Consider the following 18,402-nt stretch of genomic DNA (forward strand, 5'->3'; position numbering starts at 1 on the left):
TAACGAAATGGCAATACTAGAAGAAAATTATTTTATAACGTCATGGAAAACAACCACCGCTAACGAGTCAATAACGATACCTATATTTGGGCATGTATATAATTATGATATTGATTGGGGAGATGGTACAGTTGAAACAGGAGTTACAACTTCTGCTACACATACATATACAGATGCAGGAACTTATGATGTAAAAATTTCAGGGGAGTTTTCAAGAATATATTTCTATGGCAGTACAGTTGAAAACAAAGGAAAAATACAAAGCATCAAACAGTGGGGAAATATTGAGTGGAGAACGATGGAAAGAGCTTTTTATGGTTGCATAAACTTAGATATTGAAGCTATTGATACCCCAAACTTAAATCAGGTAAACACTTTTTATAGAATGTTTATGAATTGTAGTTCATTAGTGGGGAACGTAAGTATGGATTCTTGGGACTTTAGTACGGTTACTAATATGTACGAAATGTTTCGAGGATGTTCCAACTTTAATGGACCCATTGGTAGTTGGAATGTGAGTGGTATTATTAGTATGAAATATATGTTTTATGGATGTTCTAGTTTTAATCAACCCTTAGGTAACTGGGATGTGAGTAATGTTACTGATATGTCTGGTATGTTTTATGGCTGTTCCATTTTTAATCAAGATATAGGGAATTGGAATGTGAGTAATGTTACTAATGTGTTTAGGATGTTTTGGGGTGCAACCAATTTTAATAAACCTATAGGCAATTGGGATGTAAGTAGTGTTACTAGTATGTTTAGTATGTTTTATAACGCAACCAGTTTTAATCAACCTTTAGGCAATTGGGATGTTAGTAATGTTACTAATATGTCTGGTGTGTTTTATAAATGTTCTAGTTTTAATCAAGATATAGGTAATTGGAATGTGAGCAATGTCATTGAGATGAGAGACATGTTTAAGTTTTGTTCTAGTTTTAATCAACCTTTAGATAATTGGGATGTTAGTAATGTTACTAATATGTCTGGTATGTTTAGTAGATGTTCTAGTTTTAATCAAGCCTTAGGTAATTGGAATACCAGTAATGTTACTACCATGCAAGATATGTTTGTTTTGTGTTCTAATTTTAATCAACCTTTAGGCAATTGGGATGTAAGTAGTGTTACTAGCATGAGGTATATGTTTTTGCAATGTTCTAGTTTTAATCAAGATATAGGTAACTGGAATGTTAGTAGTGTTACTAACATGGAAAATATGTTTTATGAATGTTCTAGTTTTAATCAAGATATAGGTAATTGGAATGTGAGTAGTGTTACTAATATGAAATATATGTTTTATAAATGTATATTATCTACAGAAAACTACGATTCTTTACTAATTGGATGGAGTCAACTACAATTACAGCCAAACGTTTTTTTTGTAGCCGGAAATAGTACTTATTGTAAAGGTAAAGCGGCAAGACAAAGCATTATAGATACCTTCAATTGGGTTATAGCAGATAAAGGAAAGGATATAAATTGCATTCCTTGGGATGTGAGTACATCTACGATAACAGCATCCCCTAACTCAATTGTAACAGATGGTTTTTCATTTTCAACTATTACTGTTACTTTAAAAGACGACCAAGAAAATCTTATAATTTCACCTACGGCGCAAGTACTAATTAGTACAGATGTAGGAACGATTTCATCAACAACCAATAACAACGATGGTACCTATACAGCTTTATTAACGAGTAATGAAGTAGGAGTAGCTACGGTAACTTTTTCTGTTAATGAAGAAACATCACCTAACAATGTACAAGTTACTTTAGAGCCTTTTAAGATTTTAATAACAGAAGAAACCCAGTTGCAATCGCCTAGTTTTTATTTACAGGCAGCCGGTTCTTTAGGTACAGACGGAACACCAAAAGGAATATATTCTAGATGGATTTTTAATGGAGATTTAGGAAACAAGCATTTACCCAAAGGAAACTTAGCAACCACCACACATAACTACAATAAACAAGATGACTTTGTAAGGTTATATAGAGCTCCTTATAATAAGGTAAGTAAAGAAATAAATTTTTCATTACCTCCTAAAGTAGTAGATAACAGCAATGCCTTGTGGATTTATGAAGTAAGTGGAAAAAGGTTTACCATAAACTTTAAAAATAAAACAACATACGATGCTGTAAGAGCAACTATAGACCCTTTACAAAATCCTTTAGATTTTATAACCTCTTACGGAAATGAGGTGATAGAAATAGAAAGTAAAAGAGACTTGTTTTTTGCTGTTGAACTAACTGCACAAAATGTTGTTTCCGATTCAAGCTTGCAGGTAGAAACATTATCGGTAGCTCAAAACTCATTAATGTCACTAAAAAAGGTGACAAACAGAAAAACGGTTCAATCGAGTGATATTAACAATTTTAGAACAGTATGCGATAATGGTAGAGTGTTTCGATTTAAGCCTTATAATCATCAAATATCAACTGTAAAAATTGAGCTATATGAAGATTTTATAAATGGTATAAACGAAGCCAATTTATGGACAAAAATAGGAGACTACGCACTAACCTTAGATGACACACTCGCTTTTAATAGGTTAGAACCAGAACCAAATACAGTACATGGAACTTGGCCTAAGTTTAATGATGGTGCTAAGGTGAACATTGATAATTATAAAAACAAATGGAATGCTTTAGGAGAAACCGCTTTAGATAGAAATTTAAAAGAAGTTGTTACTAATTATGTTCAGTTAAGTGACGATGCCGATAACCCTAAAGGAACAGAAAGCTTACTTTTAGACGATGCCATTTCATCTCCTACTGCGGATGATGTAATGGAAATATCTAATTTAGATATGCTTAAAATAGCATCGTACGACTTTCATATGGCTAGAATGTTAGGGTTAGGAGCTCTTGATCTTAACACACAAGTCATGTCAGGTAGTTTTGTGTATTTAGCAGAGTATGTTTCTTTTGAAAAGATTCAACGAGAAGCTGAACCAATTATCTCAATAACAAAGCACTTGTCGGTAAGTTTACCAACAACATTAGCAGATGAACGTTTACCAATACCGTTAAATTTAGATAAAGTTGAACCAGGAATTGATAGTGAAGAAAATACTACTTCATCAATTAATTTAACAGATGAAGACGGTTATACCCATGATGGAAAAAAGCGTTATGTAAGCATATTCTTAAATGATATTGAAGAAGAAGGATATAACCAACCTTTTTTTGTGCAGAGTAGTGAGTTAGATTCTAGTAAAAGCACGTATCCAATATATGTGGGTGTAGAACATAGAAATGTTGAGCCAGGTAATGCAGACAATGGAGTATGGAATAAACCAGAAATAGCGCATGATACAAGGTATCTAAATATTGATGAAACAGTTACAAAAGACGAAGAAAAATATGAATCTTCACCAGTAGTGATTCCTGAAGAAGGTAGTCCTTTACTAGTGCATAAACAAATGGATAATGGAGAGCATATATATGGTAGTTACAGTATCAATTGGTTTTCAAGAGTTACACCTGGAGAAGTAGAACTTCCTATAGTAACAAACCTTGTTCCTACTAACACATTATTGCCACCTTCAAATATTCAATCTCAACTAATACAACAAGAACAGCCATTACTATTAACATCAAAACAAGAACAGGAGCGATTAACTAATATTACTGACGAAGATAAAACATTAGCAAGAGTAACTTTTGATTATCATACTTTTCAGGAATTAATAGAATATCAAATCCCAGAAGATACTAAGTTTACTGATGATGAATTAATAAATGATTCTACTACTATTTTTCCAGATTCAGAAGAGTTGCCAGCTGAAAAAGTTGATATGTTTTTTAGAAATGAATTACCACAAAACATTTCAGGAAAAATAATTGAAATTAAAGATGATCCTGAAAATATATTATTGAGTATCATAAATGTTGGGGAATATAGTTTAACAAGTGTAGGAAGGAAATTAACTCCAACAATACAACCAAATACTGAGAATGCTTATGTAGGAGGGATTTTTGTAATAGGTAATGAGGAATATATTATTCATGAAATAATTCAAACAGCAACATATCCTACTTTTAAGGTATATAAGAAAGAGGTTAGCGATTCATTAGCGGTTAACGATATCCCTTCTCTTGATGCAGATAATTTAAAATCTCCAGAAATAATAGGAGACGGATTGTTTATGGTTATAGAGAACATGCAAAGTTATTCAGGTTGGAGAACACTCTATACTATGGCTCATAAAATAAAGTTAGGAGATTTTGGTATTAGAAGAGAAATTGTTGAAAAGGTAGTTGATGGAGAGACAAAAAAGTTCCTGCAAAAATCGAGAGGTGTTTGGTCTAAACCAGAAGCAAATCATACAACTATTACCAAAATAGAAGAACCTACCGACGATGGAGCAACAGCTTTTAAAGGATTGTATAAAATAGCATTTAATGATGTTAAGCTTAATCAACATGAACAGTATGATATATCTACAAATTCAGTAGAATGGTATCAAGGAATAGTTAGGGTTCCATTAATTAATAATTCAAAGGCTAATAGAAAATTACTAAAAGTAGTAAAAATAAATAATGTAATTGATGATACTACAGCTCCTGAAAATGTTAAAGATTTAGAACTAATTGTTTTAGATACTAGTTTTAAAGATAGTGTAGATTATGAAGAAATAGCTTTTGGTGAAAATATTTCTGTAAACTTTTATCCAGGTTACAAGTGTTATTTTTATAAAGATGACCCTTACAATTTTAATGAAGATAATACTTTACCTCAAGAAGGTACCGAAGAAGATACTAGAAGTACTATAATAGGCTTGAGAAGTTATGAAACAAAGTACAACTTTTATTCTAAGATAAGTACACCAAGCCAATTAATTGCGCAGCGTATAATTGAACCACAGCAACCAGAAGAACCAATAGGAGCATTATATGCTACAAGGCCAGATTATTTTGGTAGGTCAACCTATAGTATTAAAACAAAATATAAACATAAACCACATGGTGTTTCATTTTATAGAGCAAATGATGAAGCAATATTTAATGCAGTTTATGAGCAAAGTACAATTGAAAAAATTAGAAAAGATTTATTGGAAAAATTTGGAGGAGATGATATATACTTTTCTAATAGGTGGAAAAATTTCTTAAATTTTGAAGAACTTAAAGTAGAGGGAGACTATAAAGCGTTTCCTGAAAATGACGAAAATGGTTATAAGTTTCCAAATCCAGATAAAAAGGTACTTTTTGAAAGAGCTAATGAAATTATAACAAGAATTAACGAAGACCCAATCAATCCGCCAGAAATACCTTTTGAACTATTTAATACCAACGAGTCTGATCAAGCGTATGAGGTGGGTAAAATTGAAGTAGGTAACTCAAGATTAATCGGATTTATAAGAGATGCTGTTTTAAATGCTTTTGTTCCATTAACGGAAGTACCTATTGTTTATAACTACATTAACGGAAGTAATTATATCCCAGTTAATAAAAAACAGGTTATTAGAGATAAAGACGGATTGGTGTTAAAGCCAAACTCACCAGAGTTTGATATGGCGCCAATGATGAAAATTACAGGAAATACTGGATATGAAACGGAGTTTATAGATTTTAATTTAGATGGAACGTCCAATAATATTTATTTCTATGGGGTGAGAGAACTCAGCTCAAGAATGAAACTGGGAAAATTTAGCCCTTTTTTAGGGCCAGTAAAGTTAGTTAATACAAATAGCCCTGAAACACCAGAAATAAAAAGGATTATTCCTGTTTTAGAAAATCAAGAATATAATATAGATCCTAAAATTCAGGTCGAAGTAAATCCATATCCAAGCATTCAAAATATTAAAAGAGTCAATTTATACAGGGTTTTCAATTCATTAGAAGCACAAACAGTGCGAACAATGAAGTTAGTTACAAGAGTAAATGTAGATGATATTGATATAAGTTTAGATAATAAATGGAAGCTGTATGATGACTTTAATGACCTAGAAGAAGTTCCATATGGTGATGGATTGTTTTACAGAGTAACAGTAGATAGAGAAGTAGAGTATGAAGACAAGAATTCAAACCTAGTGATAGATTATGCCCCCTCTAAAAGTTCTAAGGCAGTAGGATCACTTATTGTAGAATCTAGTAAACCAGCGAGTCCAAAACCAATATATATTTCAGAACCAATGAATCTTCAAGGAGAATTATTATATGTTGCTTTACAATGGACAAAAACTTGTTATAAAGGGAAGTATCATGTTTATAAAATGAATTCTCAAGGAAACTGGGAGAAAATTCATGTAGTAGTGTCAAATCAAGAAACTGTATATCTAAAATTAGAGGAAACAAGTCTTAATAATAATACTATTAAAACGATAGATGCTCAGGGAAATAAAGTATATCATCATTTTAAAGTGATAGCAGAAAACACTTCAGGAATGTTAAGTGATGAAGAACATATTGTTACGATCCCAAAAAATAGCCAATTTGAAGATATTGGAGGTATTGGAGAAATGATAGTAGGAAGTACATTCATAGTTAGATAAACAATAAATTAAAATGAAACAAAGTAAAGAAACATTAAAAAAGTATTTTGAAACAGGGGATAGGCCAGGTGAAAGTCAATTTGCTGATTTAATTGATACTTTGAATACGCCTTTTATAGGTGAACTTAAAGTAGTTAGTTATAATAAGGCTCCACAAGGATGGGCAAAATGTGATGGACAGTTACTTAATATAACAGACTTTCAAGAGTTATTTAACTTAATAGGAAATACATATGGTGGAGATGGGATATCAACTTTTGCTTTACCAGACTTAAGAGGGAGAGTAGCATTGGGAGAAGGAAGTAATTCAGAATTATCAAGCTATTTAATAGGTCAAAAAGGAGGAGAAGAAAAAAGTATTTTAACAGAAGAAGAATTACCTCGACATAATCATTCAGCTTCAGGAACTTTAAAAGCATCCAATACAGATGGTACAACCAATAATCCAGAAGATAACTCTTTAGCTATAGGTAAAGTACCATTGGATAGGACAAACACTGTAGAAGCTAACAGTTTTACTACCTCTACTGCTAATATTGAAATGGCTGAAAATGATATTGTTGTAAATATTAATGAAAGAGGAAATGGGCAACCATTTTCAAATATACAGCCTTATTTATCAGTTAATTATATTATTGCTTTAGAGGGAAGAATACCTGTATTTTAAACTAAATAAACTAAAAAACATGAAACAGAGTAAAGAAATACTAAAAACGTATTTTGAAACAGGAGATAGACCTACAGAAAGTCAGTTTGTTGATTTAATAGATACTTTGAATACACCTTTTATAGGTGAACTTAAAACAGTTAGTTTTAACATTGTGCCAGAAGGATGGGCAATATGTAATGGACAGTTACTTAACATAGCAGAGCATCAAGAATTATTTAGCCTAATAGGAAAAACATATGGAGGAGATGGGGTATCAACTTTTGCTTTACCAGACTTAAGAGGAAGAGTGCCATTGGGAGTAGGGAGTAATTCTGAATTATCAAACCATTTGTTAGGTCAGCATGGAGGAGAAGAAACAACTATATTAAACTCAATGAACTTACCAAGCCATTCACACACAGCTTCCTTTACACAAACATCAGGTGTTTCATCTATACCTGCTGTAGCTGAAGAAGCAAATAATGATGATCCAACAAATAATAAATTAGCAATACCTAATATATCTGGATCAAATAGAATATATAGTAATGCTACAGCAGACACTTCTTTAGCAAAAGGAACGGCTACTGTTACAGGTACAGTTGAAGTTTCCTCAGTAGGAAACCAAGAGCCATTTTCAAATATGCAGCCTTATTTATCAGTGAATTATATTATAGCGCTAGAAGGAAGAGTACCAGTACCTAAAATAAACTAAAAAATATGAAACAGAATAAAGAAACCTTAAAATCGTATTTTGAAACAGGTGATAAGCCTACAGAAAATCATTTTGCAGATTTAATAGATAGTTATATAGATGCAAAACAACCAGAAGGAGAAGCCAACCGTAGGTTTGTAATAGACGAAGCAGGAGAGGTAAGTATAGCCTCAGAACAACAAGTATCAGAATATACCCTATCCCCCATTTCAGGAACCAATACAGTAGATTTATTAAAAGATGGTGTAAGCGTCTCACAAATCGACTTAACGCCGTATTTAGACGATACCAACTTAGCACGTTTGGTATCAGGAACGGTAGATGCAAATGGGCTGGCAACCTTTACTCGAGATGATGACACCACCTTTACGGTAGATTTAAGTAACCTGAAAGAAACACAAGTACAGGTAGATTTCAACCAAACGGATGATACTCAACCTGATTATATTAAAAACAAACCAACTACTCCTACTTTAAATGATGTATTAAACGAAGATAATACTTCTGTTGAATCAATTCATTTAACAGGAACAGGAGATAAGTTTAGTATTAATCTAGATGGGGAGTATGGAGAAGCTGGCTTACGTTTGGGTTCAAGTGCACAAGTTTATAGAATGGTCATTAATCAACCTAGTGCCAGTTTAAATCAACCAACAAGTTTAGATTTTACAACTACAGACGGTATAGCTACTAAAAGAATTTTAAGATTAACTAAAGATAAAGTAATAACAGGAGAAATATTACACGCAAATAAGAATATAGTTGTGAATGGTTTTGACCCTTTTATAGAAATAAAAGATAATAATCAAAATGAAGTTAATTCTACAGTGCTAAAAATATCTAATAATACAGCAGAGAGGACAATAACTTTTCCTGATGCTAACGGTACTATTGCTTTAATAAGTAATATTCCACAGTTACAAGCTGGTTCTAATATTACTATTGATAATGCGGACTCTCAAAACCCAATTATTAAGACATCGGATGCTTTTATTAACCAAGTACAAAATATAGAAACTACTTTAGGTAACAAGCTAGATGTTAACAGTGATGGAAGTCAGTTAATAAATGTAGATGCTGTAACTTTAAATGGGCAATCAGACTTTTTAAACTTGAATAGTGGAGGTACAGTAACAGGAGCGACAACGTTTAACTCTGATTTAGCAATAGGTACAAAAATAGTTACGGGGAATGCAGAAGATGTTTTGATAGGTTTTGGTCAGCAGGCTAGTACAGGAGAAAAAAATAACGTAGGTATAGGAACCCGAGCTTTACAGTCTATAACTTTCGGTAATGATAATATAGCTATCGGTCTGATGGCGTTGGCATACTTAGAAACTGGTCAAACAAATGTAGGTATAGGTAGAATGGCTGGTTATTATATAAAAGGTAGTTATAACGTAGCAATAGGTAATGCTGCCTTATATGGTTTAAGCGGTACTACTATTAATAGTGGAAATGTTGCCATAGGAGAAGGTGCAGGAGCGTATATAAATGGCGGTTTTACCAATAATACACAATCCCAAAATAGTATTTACATAGGGTTTGTAACAAAAAGTGCCTCAGCAGGAACAGATAATGAAATAGTTATAGGGGCAAATGCTGAGGGACAGGGTAGTAATACAGTAACAATAGGAAACTCGTCAATAACTGATACTTATTTAGAGGGCACCACTCATAGTGATAGTTTTAAAGTACGTGCTTTAAATTCGGCTCCAGCTTCTGCTTCTGCTCCTGGAACAGTGGGAGAAATAAGATATACTTCAGATTACATTTACGTATGTGTAGCAGCAAACACTTGGAAAAGGACAGAGTTATCTACATGGTAAAGTTTTGTAAAAGAAAGGAAAACAATGGGAAAAATAAAAAAGAACAAAAGAAGTTATTACATTTTTAATTAAATGTACAGTATATGAGCAAAGTAAAGGAGTTTTTAGTTTATCAGAGGCTCAAAATGCATTCAATTCTATAAATGTATTAATTCCTTTGTTGGAAGAAAGAGAATAACATAATATTTTAAATTTAATGCAACAGGAGGAGCATTAACAGTTAAAACAATCATGTACTATTCTTTGGAGCAGTTTTAATAGCAGTGTGATAGCTAGGGGTTTAAATTCCCCGAGACTCGTCTCGAAATACTTAAAATAATGGGAGTTTGGAATAAAATATCAAGTTGAATTCACTAAAAATCAATAGTGTGTCATGTATAGTTAGGAACTTTAAATCACAGCTAAAAAATACGTAAATAATAACTCACAAAAAAGTAACACTTTATGTCAATGAAAATAAAGTAAATGAACTATCAAAATAAATAGATTTTAAGGAAGAAAGAGTTATACTGAAAACAAAGATTGAAGTATATGATACTCTTTTTATAGAAGGCAAAGGTTCTACCATTTCAGAAGACATTTTACTATGTGAACCAGAGACGGTAATGAGTGCTAACAATACTTACCTAAAACTACATAGTTTTCTATTTTCTAAATGGAAAATAAATATAGGTTAACGTGAGTACGCACTCTTCAAGGTTAAGCCTACACAATTCTCATTTTTTTAAGGAGAAAAGAAGCATTCATGTTTTTGCAAGTTCCAGGTTTTATGGTGTAATCGAAAAACAATTCATTATTTACAATTTCAGCATCAAAATAATAATTAAGTATTTGAGGGTACTCTTTGGCGAGTTCGCACAAACTTACATCGTGAGTAGCTATAATTCCAGTAGATTTTGAACGTGTAAGTTTTTCAACAAATTTTCTAGAGCCTGATGCTTTATCTTTACTGTTTGTCCCTTTTAAAATTTCATCAAGAATAATAAAATAGCGATCGGTTTCAATAGTGTCAACAATAAATTTTAACCGTTTTAGTTCCGAATAAAAATAAGACTCATCCTCGGTTAATGAGTCAGATGTTCGCATACTTGTAATTAATTTTATAGGTGTGTATTGATAATTAGTGGCGCATACAGGCAGCCCACAGTTTGCCATGACTATGGATAAGGAAACGGTACGCAAAAATGTGCTTTTTCCTGCCATGTTAGCACCAGTTATAATAAAAAATTGCCCTTTAGAAATCGTAAAATCATTGTCAACTCTTTTTGAAGATTTCAAAAGTGGATGTCCAAGGTTTTGAGCAATAATACCGTTGTTTTCTTTTTGAAGAGTAGGGAAAGTAAAAGTAGGATGATTAAAAACGAAATTGGCAAAAGAGTTATAAGCATCGAAAAAATTTACAACGTTAAACCACTCATCGGTAGTTTCTCTATAGGAAAGAATCCATTTTTCTACTCTTATAGCAAGGGTAATATCCCATAAAAACAAGCCATTTCCAATAATAGCAATAACAATATTATTACGTTGATCGAAAGTGTCTAAAATTTTAGAAAACTCTTTAAAAATAACAGAAGCTTTTTTTGTTTTAGTAGCTATTTTTTGTTGCTTTTCTTTTAGAAGAGCAGAAGTAAAAGTTTCTTTTTCAATTTGTTCCAGAAGCAAATAATACTGTTTAAAAGTATCTTTAGCTTTACTCGATGAGGTGTAAATATGTTGTGTTTTTTTAATATGGAAGATTGTAATTGTTAGACCGATAAAAAACCAAATTAAAACAACTGAAAAAGGAATAGCGTTAAAAACCAATAAGACTATTAAAGTTATTGAAATGATTGAAAAAAACATAGAAACCCATTTTAAAGCAGTTGCTAGTTTTGACTCATAGTTGATTAACCATTTTGTGATCACTGAGGATTCTTGAGTGGTTGACGAAACTAAATGTGCTAGTGAAGTAAAATGTTGTCGCCAATGAATCTTTTCAGATAATTCTTTAAGTGCTTTTTGCTTTTCTTCAATAAAAGAAATTGAATTACTAGTTAATAAGGAAGCTAGTAATTTTTTACCATTGGTTGTTGCAGTTCTATTTATATATTGAAAAAAGGATCCCTTTCCGAATAAATCAATGTCATTGCTATAATAATGGGTAGAATTTGTAAACTCTGTTCCTTCAGGAAGTGATTCAAAACGACCATTAAGAACATCAATTTCTAGTTGATTTTTGTCTTTTTTAAGTTGAAGAATGGTACGTTTTTCTTTTATATGTTGATGTTGTATAACTAAAATAGCAAAGAGTAAAACTCCAATAAATCCAATTATAAATGGTATGTAGGTTTGATGGAAGGTTAAATAAACTCCAAAAGAAAAGCCTAAAAAAACAAATAGCCTGAGTATTCTTATAAAGGTTATTTTACTATTTATTTTTGAAAGTTGAACAGCTAAATCTTTCAGCTCTTTATTGTAAAAATCTTGAGGTTGTTGCATTTTTAATTGAAAAGGATAAATGTAAAGCATTACAACAAATATCTTTTAATAAAATCGTATTTTCGTTGTATGCCAACATCACTCGAACTTCAAATAAAAACACTACCAAATTTGCCAGGAGTTTATCAATATTTTGATAAAGATGACACGATTATTTATGTTGGGAAAGCGAAGAATTTAAAGAAACGAGTTTCGTCTTATTTTACTAAGAATCATGAGAATGGTAAAACGCGAGTTTTAGTAAAAAAAATTGTTCGAATAGAACATGTGGTAGTTGATACAGAAACAGATGCATTACTACTTGAAAATAATCTAATAAAAAAATATAAACCTCGATATAATGTTTTATTAAAAGACGATAAGACATATCCATGGATTTGTATTAAAAAGGAACGATTTCCACGTATATTTTCTACAAGAAGAGTTGTTAAAGATGGGTCAGAGTATTTTGGACCTTATACAAATGTACGAACAGTGCATGCGTTGTTAGATTTAATTAAAGAGTTGTATCCATTAAGAACGTGTAATTATGATTTAAGTCAAGAAAAAATTGATGCTGATAAATACAAAGTTTGTTTAGAATATCACTTAGGAAATTGTAAAGGACCATGTGAAGGGTATCAAACTGAGGAAGATTATTTAGATGATATAAGAGCTATTAGAAATATTATTAAAGGAAACTTTAAAGAGAGTTTACAGCAGTTTGAAAAAATAATGCTTGACTTTGCTGCAGATATGCGGTTTGAAGAAGCACAAAAAATCAAAGAAAAATTAGCGTCTTTACAGAATTATCAAGCAAAATCAACGATTGTAAACCCGTCTATAAATAATGTAGACGTGTTTTCTATCATTTCTGATGAATCTCATGGATATGCAAACTTTTTCAAAATAATGAATGGCTCAATAGTGCAATCTTATACCACAGAGATTAAGAAAAAACTAGAGGAAACAGATAAGGAGCTTCTTGAGTTATTTATTATTGAAACTCGTCAGCGCTTTAATTCTTTGTCAAGAGAAATTTTTGTTCCGTTTAAAGTGAATGTGGGTAAAGATGTTAAAGTTACAATACCAAAATTAGGAGACAAAAAACGTATTGTAGAACTGTCTGAACGTAACGCAAAGTTTTACCGTCAAGAACAGTTTAAACAAATAAAAATTGTAGATCCAGACCGTCATGTAAAAAGAATTATGGCGCAAATGCAAAAAGATTTACGATTAGGAAAAGAACCACGCCATATTGAATGTTTTGATAACTCAAATATCCAAGGAACAAATCCAGTTGCTGCGTGTGTGGTTTTTAAAGATGGAAAACCAAGTAAAAAAGACTATCGTCACTTTAATATAAAAACAGTAGAAGGTCCTGACGATTTTGCATCGATGGAAGAAGTCGTATACCGAAGGTATAAGCGATTATTAGACGAAGAACAACCTTTACCACAATTAATAGTTATTGATGGGGGTAAAGGGCAATTATCCTCTGCTTTAAAAAGTTTAGATGCTTTAGGTTTAAGAGGAAAAATAGCCATTATTGGTATAGCAAAAAGACTGGAAGAGATTTTTTATCCTGGAGATCCTGTTCCGTTATACCTAGATAAAAAGTCTGAAACGCTTAAAATTATTCAATATCTACGTAATGAAGCACACCGTTTTGGAATTACTTTCCATAGAAACAAACGAAGTAAAAGCGCAATACAATCAGAATTAGAACAAATTCCTGATATAGGTAAACAAACCATTACTAATTTATTACGTAAGTTTAAATCAGCTAAAAGAGTTAAAGCAGCTACTTTTGAAGAATTGAAAGAAGTGGTTGGAAATGCTAGGGCTCAAAAAATATACAAACACTATCAAAAAAAAGAAGAATGAAAAAGTTGCTAATTTTATTATTACTACCAGCATATATGTTGGCACAAGATCAACCCAAAGTAGGGTTAGTGCTTAGTGGAGGTGGAGCAAAAGGAATTGCGCATATTGGTATATTAAAAGAACTTGAAAAAGCAGGAGTACAAGTAGATTACATTGGTGGTACAAGTATGGGAGCTATTGTTGGTGGACTGTATGCTTCTGGATATACAGCAGAACAAATTGAAGAAGCTGTTCTTGAAACAGATTTTATGGATTTGTTACAAGATAAAGTTTCTAGAAGAGAAAAGCCTTTTTTTAGAAAAGAACATGGAGAAAAATATGCTATTTCTTTACCCATTAAAAAAGGAAATTTAGGGTTGCCCTTAGGTTTATCAAAAGGACAAAACGTGCTTAATTTTTTAACAGAGTTATTAGCTCCTGTTGATGAGGTTACTGACTTTTCAAAGCTTCCAATCCCTTTTTATTGTATAGGAACTAATATTGAAACAGGAGAAGAAGAAGTTTTAGAAAGCGGATCATTACCTCTAGCTTTAAGGGCAAGTGCTGCGTTTCCTTCGTTGTTAAATCCAGTGGATATTGATGGAAAGTTATTAGTAGATGGAGGAGTTGTAAATAACTTTCCTGTTGATGTAATGAAAAAAAAAGATGTAGATATTGTTATTGGTGTTAGCGTACAAGGAGAGTTGTTAAAAAGAGAAGAATTAGTGTCTGTAGCATCGCTATTGTTACAGATTATTAATTTTCAGATGTATAAAAAGTCTGATGAACAGGTAGAGTTATTAGACATTTATATAAGACCAAATGTTATAGACTATAGTGTGATTTCATTTGATGTAAAGAATGAAATTTTAGCAGAAGGAGAAAAAACAGCAAAAAAGTACAGGGTAGTTTTTGATAGTATTGCAAAAATGCAACCTAAAAAAAGGAAAATTTCTAAAATATCACCTAAAGGAAAAAGGTTTTTGGTTGATAGAATTATTATAAAAGGAAATAAAAACTACACAAATAACTATATTTTAGGAAAGTTACAGTTAAGAGAAGGTGATAGTGTTTCATATAAAGAAATTTCTAAAAAAATTAATACACTTACAGCGTCAAAAAACTTTAAAAGAATTGATTATCATTTTGAAAAATCTTTTCAAGGAAAAAAGCTTGAACTAACCGTTAAAGAAGAAAAAATACAATCGTATTTAAGATTAGGTTTACACTATGATTTACTTTATAAATCAGCAGTATTATTAAACTACAATCATAAGAAAATGCTTTTTCAAAATGATGAATTTTCTTTGGATGTTGGCGTAGGAGACAAAATTAGATATAATGTTGAGTATTTTATAGATAATGGTCTATTACCGAGTTATGGTTTTAGAACAAGGTATAATGTATTTAACAGCGATTTTATATATGACACAGGCCTTATAAATGGAAAATATAGAGATTTCTCAACTTCGTTATACCTACAAACAACATTTGATAAAAAATTTGCCATAGGTGTAGGTGCAGAACATAAAAATATTAATGCAAGTACAAAAAATATTTCAACAGAAGGTAAAGAAGACTTTTTTGATAATAGTAATTACATAAATACCTATGCTTTCTTAAAATTAGATACTTATGATAAAGAAATGTTCCCAAAGAAAGGTTTTTATGCAGATATAGGGTTTAAATGGTTCTTATGGTCTGATAGAAACAATAGGCTAGATGAATTAATAGAAAATAGCGAACCTTTTCATCAGTTTTCTCAATTAGGCGGAACGTTAGGCTTTGCAACAACTTTTTACGATAAACTAACATTTCAATATACTTCTCAAGCAGGATATACGCTAGGAAAAAAATCATTTGAAATATTTGATTATCATTTAGGAGGTTATAATCAAAACTATATTAATAACTTCATTCCAATGTATGGTTATGATACTGGCGGGTTAAATAATCAATCTTATTTAAGATCAGAGTTTAATCTACGTTATGAAGTGTATAAAAAGCATTATGCAATGTTTATAGCTAATTATGCACGTGTAGAAGAGGATATATTTGAGGATGGTGATTTGTTTAAAAATACTAAGTCAGGATATGCTGTTGGATATAGTGTAGAAACATTTTTAGGACCTATAGAGTTAAAGTACACATGGTCTCCAGATCATTCGGAGCATTACTGGTTATTTAACCTTGGCTTTTGGTTTTAGAGATAAAAAAATCCCGTATCAGATGATACGGGATTTTTATTTCATAATAAGATTGCCTTACTTACTTTTTTTATTCTTTTTTAAATAGAACTTATATTGTAAGTACTGGTAAGCATCTCTAGGTAATATTTTAATCCACTTTTTATGTTGAACAAACCATTTAAAACGGATTGAGTTAACGCCTTTTGTTAAATAAGCAGCTATAAACGGATGCACATTTAATGTGATTTCTTTATATTTTTTACCGCTATTTAATATGCGTTCTAATTCTGCTTCTATTTTGTCTAAAAGAACAATAGGAGCTTCAACCTCTCCATTTTTATTTGGGTTTGGTTCACGTGTTTTTATCTCTAATTCAGGTCGTACACGTTGTCTTGTAATTTGAACTAAACCAAATTTACTTGGAGGTAAAATTTTATGTTTAGTACGGTCTAAAGACATTGCATCTTTTAAATGTTGATATAATTTCTGTCTGTTTTCAGCAGACTTCATATCAATAAAGTCAACAACAATAATCCCACCCATATCTCGTAACTGTAATTGACGAGCTATTTCACTGGCAGCAATTAAATTGACTTCTAAGGCAGTTTCTTCTTGGTTTAAGGATTTGTTAGAACGATTACCACTATTTACATCTATAACATGCAAAGCTTCGGTATGTTCAATAACTAAATATGCTCCTTTACTCATTGAAACTGTTTTACCAAACGATGTTTTTATTTGTCGCTCAATACCGTATTTTTCAAAAATAGGTACATCAGAACGATGGTGCCTTACAATATTTTCCTTTTCAGGGTATATTTCTTGTAAGTACTCTTTAATTTCAACCTTAAGAGTTTCATCATTGGTTACTATACTTGTAAAAGAATCGTTCATTACATCTCTTAAGATAGAAGATGCTCTGTTTAACTCACTTAATATTTTTGTTGGAGTATTGTTATTAGCTATGCGTTTACACATAGTCTTCCAACGGTCAAGTGAGTTTTGTAAATCTTTGTCAAGTTCTGCTACCTTTTTACCTTCGGCAACAGTACGTAAAATAAGTCCAAACCCTTTTGGTCTGATACTTTTTGCTAATTTTTTTAAACGCTCCTTTTCTTTCGGATCTGCTATTTTTTGCGATACCGATATACGGTTAGAAAAAGGAACTAAAACTAAAAATCTACCTGCAATAGAAAGTTCCGAACTAATACGCGGACCTTTGGTAGAAATAGGTTCTTTTACAATTTGTACTAATAAATTTTGACCTGATTTTAGTACGTCGTTAATACTCCCATCTTTGTTGATATCTTCTTCAAAGCGAAAGTTTTTTAAAGTGAATTCTTTGTAATTACCTGTGCTTACTTTCTTAATGAATTTGTTTAAAGATTGTACTTGTGGACCTAAATCGTGGTAGTGTAAAAAACCATCTTTAGGGTATCCAACATTTACAAAAGCGGCATTTAAACCAGTCATCACTTTTCCTATTTTGGCAAGAAAAATATCCCCAACTGAAAAATTATTGTCGCTTGTTTCTTTGTTTAACTCAATAAGTTTACCATCTCTTAGTAAGGCGAAATCAATATCAGAAGAATTGGAACGAATTATTAATTCTGTTTTCATTCTGAATATGGTTTTGTGCCAACGTAAAATTTACGAAGACGGATTAAAATTTGTAAACAGGTATATGTTTATACCATTTTTAAGGTGTTAAAACCTTAATGTCAATGAACGTAACTTATAAAAGCAACGAAAAAGTAAGCTAATGCTTACTTTTTCTTATGGCGATTTGCTCTTGCTCTTTTCTTTCTTTTGTGTGTAGAGATTTTAGCTCTCTTTCTTTTTTTACCACTTGGCATAGTTAAAATGTTTTGTAAAACCTTAAAGGTAAAGGTTTTGGGTTAATACTTTTTTAATTACTTTACAGCTACTTTTGTTTTTACCCCTTCAGTAAACACTTTAGAAGGTTTAAAAGCAGGTATGTTGTGTGCAGGAATCTTGATAGTTGTATTCTTAGAAATGTTTCTACCAGTTTTTTCTGCTCTAGTTTTAATAATGAAGCTACCAAAACCTCTTAAATATACATTATCACCATTCTCTAATGCATCTTTTACTTCTTCCATAAATGCTTCAACAGTCGCTAAAACATCCGCTTTTTCAATTCCGCTCTTATCTGAAATCTTAGATACGATATCTGCTTTTGTCAT

Annotated in this window: 9 protein-coding genes; 6 read left to right on the plus strand and 3 right to left on the minus strand. The window is 31.4% G+C overall.

What is annotated here, in order from left to right; translation table 11 throughout:
- Window positions 1-7 precede the first annotated feature (7 nt).
- Genes LCI24_RS02005 through LCI24_RS02020 form a run of 4 tightly spaced genes read left to right on the plus strand, consistent with a single transcriptional unit; the run spans window position 8 to window position 9,686 of the window.
- Window positions 8-6,493 carry a BspA family leucine-rich repeat surface protein gene (locus LCI24_RS02005; RefSeq protein ID WP_274638920.1) on the plus strand — a complete coding sequence of 2,162 codons (6,486 nt, stop codon included), beginning with the start codon at window positions 8-10 and terminating at the stop codon, window positions 6,491-6,493.
- 13 nt (window positions 6,494-6,506) lie between these two features.
- Complete coding sequence (locus tag LCI24_RS02010) at window positions 6,507-7,160, plus strand: phage tail protein (protein WP_274638921.1); 654 nt, start codon at window positions 6,507-6,509, stop codon at window positions 7,158-7,160.
- Window positions 7,161-7,179: 19 nt separating this feature from the next.
- Window positions 7,180-7,857 (plus strand): phage tail protein, encoded by a 678-nt coding sequence (locus LCI24_RS02015; RefSeq protein WP_274638922.1) that lies wholly within the window; start codon window positions 7,180-7,182, stop codon window positions 7,855-7,857.
- 5 nt (window positions 7,858-7,862) lie between these two features.
- Window positions 7,863-9,686, plus strand: coding sequence for a hypothetical protein (locus tag LCI24_RS02020; RefSeq protein ID WP_274638923.1), 1,824 nt, complete (start codon window positions 7,863-7,865; stop codon window positions 9,684-9,686).
- Window positions 9,687-10,391: 705 nt separating this feature from the next.
- Here LCI24_RS02020 and LCI24_RS02025 read toward each other — a convergent pair.
- The gene (locus LCI24_RS02025) at window positions 10,392-12,164 is read right to left on the minus strand and encodes a MutS-related protein (RefSeq protein WP_274638924.1); all 1,773 of its coding nucleotides are present in this window, start codon (window positions 12,162-12,164) and stop codon (window positions 10,392-10,394) included.
- 69 nt (window positions 12,165-12,233) lie between these two features.
- On the opposite strand from LCI24_RS02025, the gene uvrC reads away from it, so the two are divergent.
- Together uvrC and LCI24_RS02035 are read left to right on the plus strand one after the other, a co-directional pair.
- Window positions 12,234-14,030: an excinuclease ABC subunit UvrC gene (uvrC, locus tag LCI24_RS02030; RefSeq protein WP_274638925.1), complete on the plus strand. Its 1,797-nt coding sequence runs from the start codon at window positions 12,234-12,236 to the stop codon at window positions 14,028-14,030.
- Window positions 14,027-16,216 carry a patatin-like phospholipase family protein gene (locus tag LCI24_RS02035; protein ID WP_274638926.1) on the plus strand — a complete coding sequence of 730 codons (2,190 nt, stop codon included), beginning with the start codon at window positions 14,027-14,029 and terminating at the stop codon, window positions 16,214-16,216. The genes uvrC and LCI24_RS02035 overlap by 4 nt, the downstream gene beginning before the upstream one ends.
- A gap of 57 nt (window positions 16,217-16,273) precedes the next feature.
- Here the strand turns inward: LCI24_RS02035 and LCI24_RS02040 are convergent, their stop codons facing one another.
- Window positions 16,274-17,818 (minus strand): Rne/Rng family ribonuclease, encoded by a 1,545-nt coding sequence (locus LCI24_RS02040; RefSeq protein ID WP_099214862.1) that lies wholly within the window; start codon window positions 17,816-17,818, stop codon window positions 16,274-16,276.
- A gap of 293 nt (window positions 17,819-18,111) precedes the next feature.
- Window positions 18,112-18,402 (minus strand): HU family DNA-binding protein, encoded by a 291-nt coding sequence (locus LCI24_RS02045; RefSeq protein WP_047787990.1) that lies wholly within the window; start codon window positions 18,400-18,402, stop codon window positions 18,112-18,114.

The sequence above is a fragment of the Tenacibaculum larymnensis genome, assembly GCF_028829235.1.
Lineage (GTDB): Bacteria > Bacteroidota > Bacteroidia > Flavobacteriales > Flavobacteriaceae > Polaribacter > Polaribacter larymnensis.

Bases quoted from the DNA above. Each gene is read 5' to 3' on its own strand.
- LCI24_RS02005 (WP_274638920.1), top strand. From the start codon at position 8: ATGGCAATACTAGAAGAAAATTATTTTATAACGTCATGGAAAACAACC.
- LCI24_RS02010 (WP_274638921.1), top strand. From the start codon at position 6,507: ATGAAACAAAGTAAAGAAACATTAAAAAAGTATTTTGAAACAGGGGAT.
- LCI24_RS02015 (WP_274638922.1), top strand. From the start codon at position 7,180: ATGAAACAGAGTAAAGAAATACTAAAAACGTATTTTGAAACAGGAGAT.
- LCI24_RS02020 (WP_274638923.1), top strand. From the start codon at position 7,863: ATGAAACAGAATAAAGAAACCTTAAAATCGTATTTTGAAACAGGTGAT.
- LCI24_RS02025 (WP_274638924.1), bottom strand. From the start codon at position 12,164: ATGCAACAACCTCAAGATTTTTACAATAAAGAGCTGAAAGATTTAGCT.
- uvrC (WP_274638925.1), top strand. From the start codon at position 12,234: ATGCCAACATCACTCGAACTTCAAATAAAAACACTACCAAATTTGCCA.
- LCI24_RS02035 (WP_274638926.1), top strand. From the start codon at position 14,027: ATGAAAAAGTTGCTAATTTTATTATTACTACCAGCATATATGTTGGCA.
- LCI24_RS02040 (WP_099214862.1), bottom strand. From the start codon at position 17,818: ATGAAAACAGAATTAATAATTCGTTCCAATTCTTCTGATATTGATTTC.
- LCI24_RS02045 (WP_047787990.1), bottom strand. From the start codon at position 18,402: ATGACAAAAGCAGATATCGTATCTAAGATTTCAGATAAGAGCGGAATT.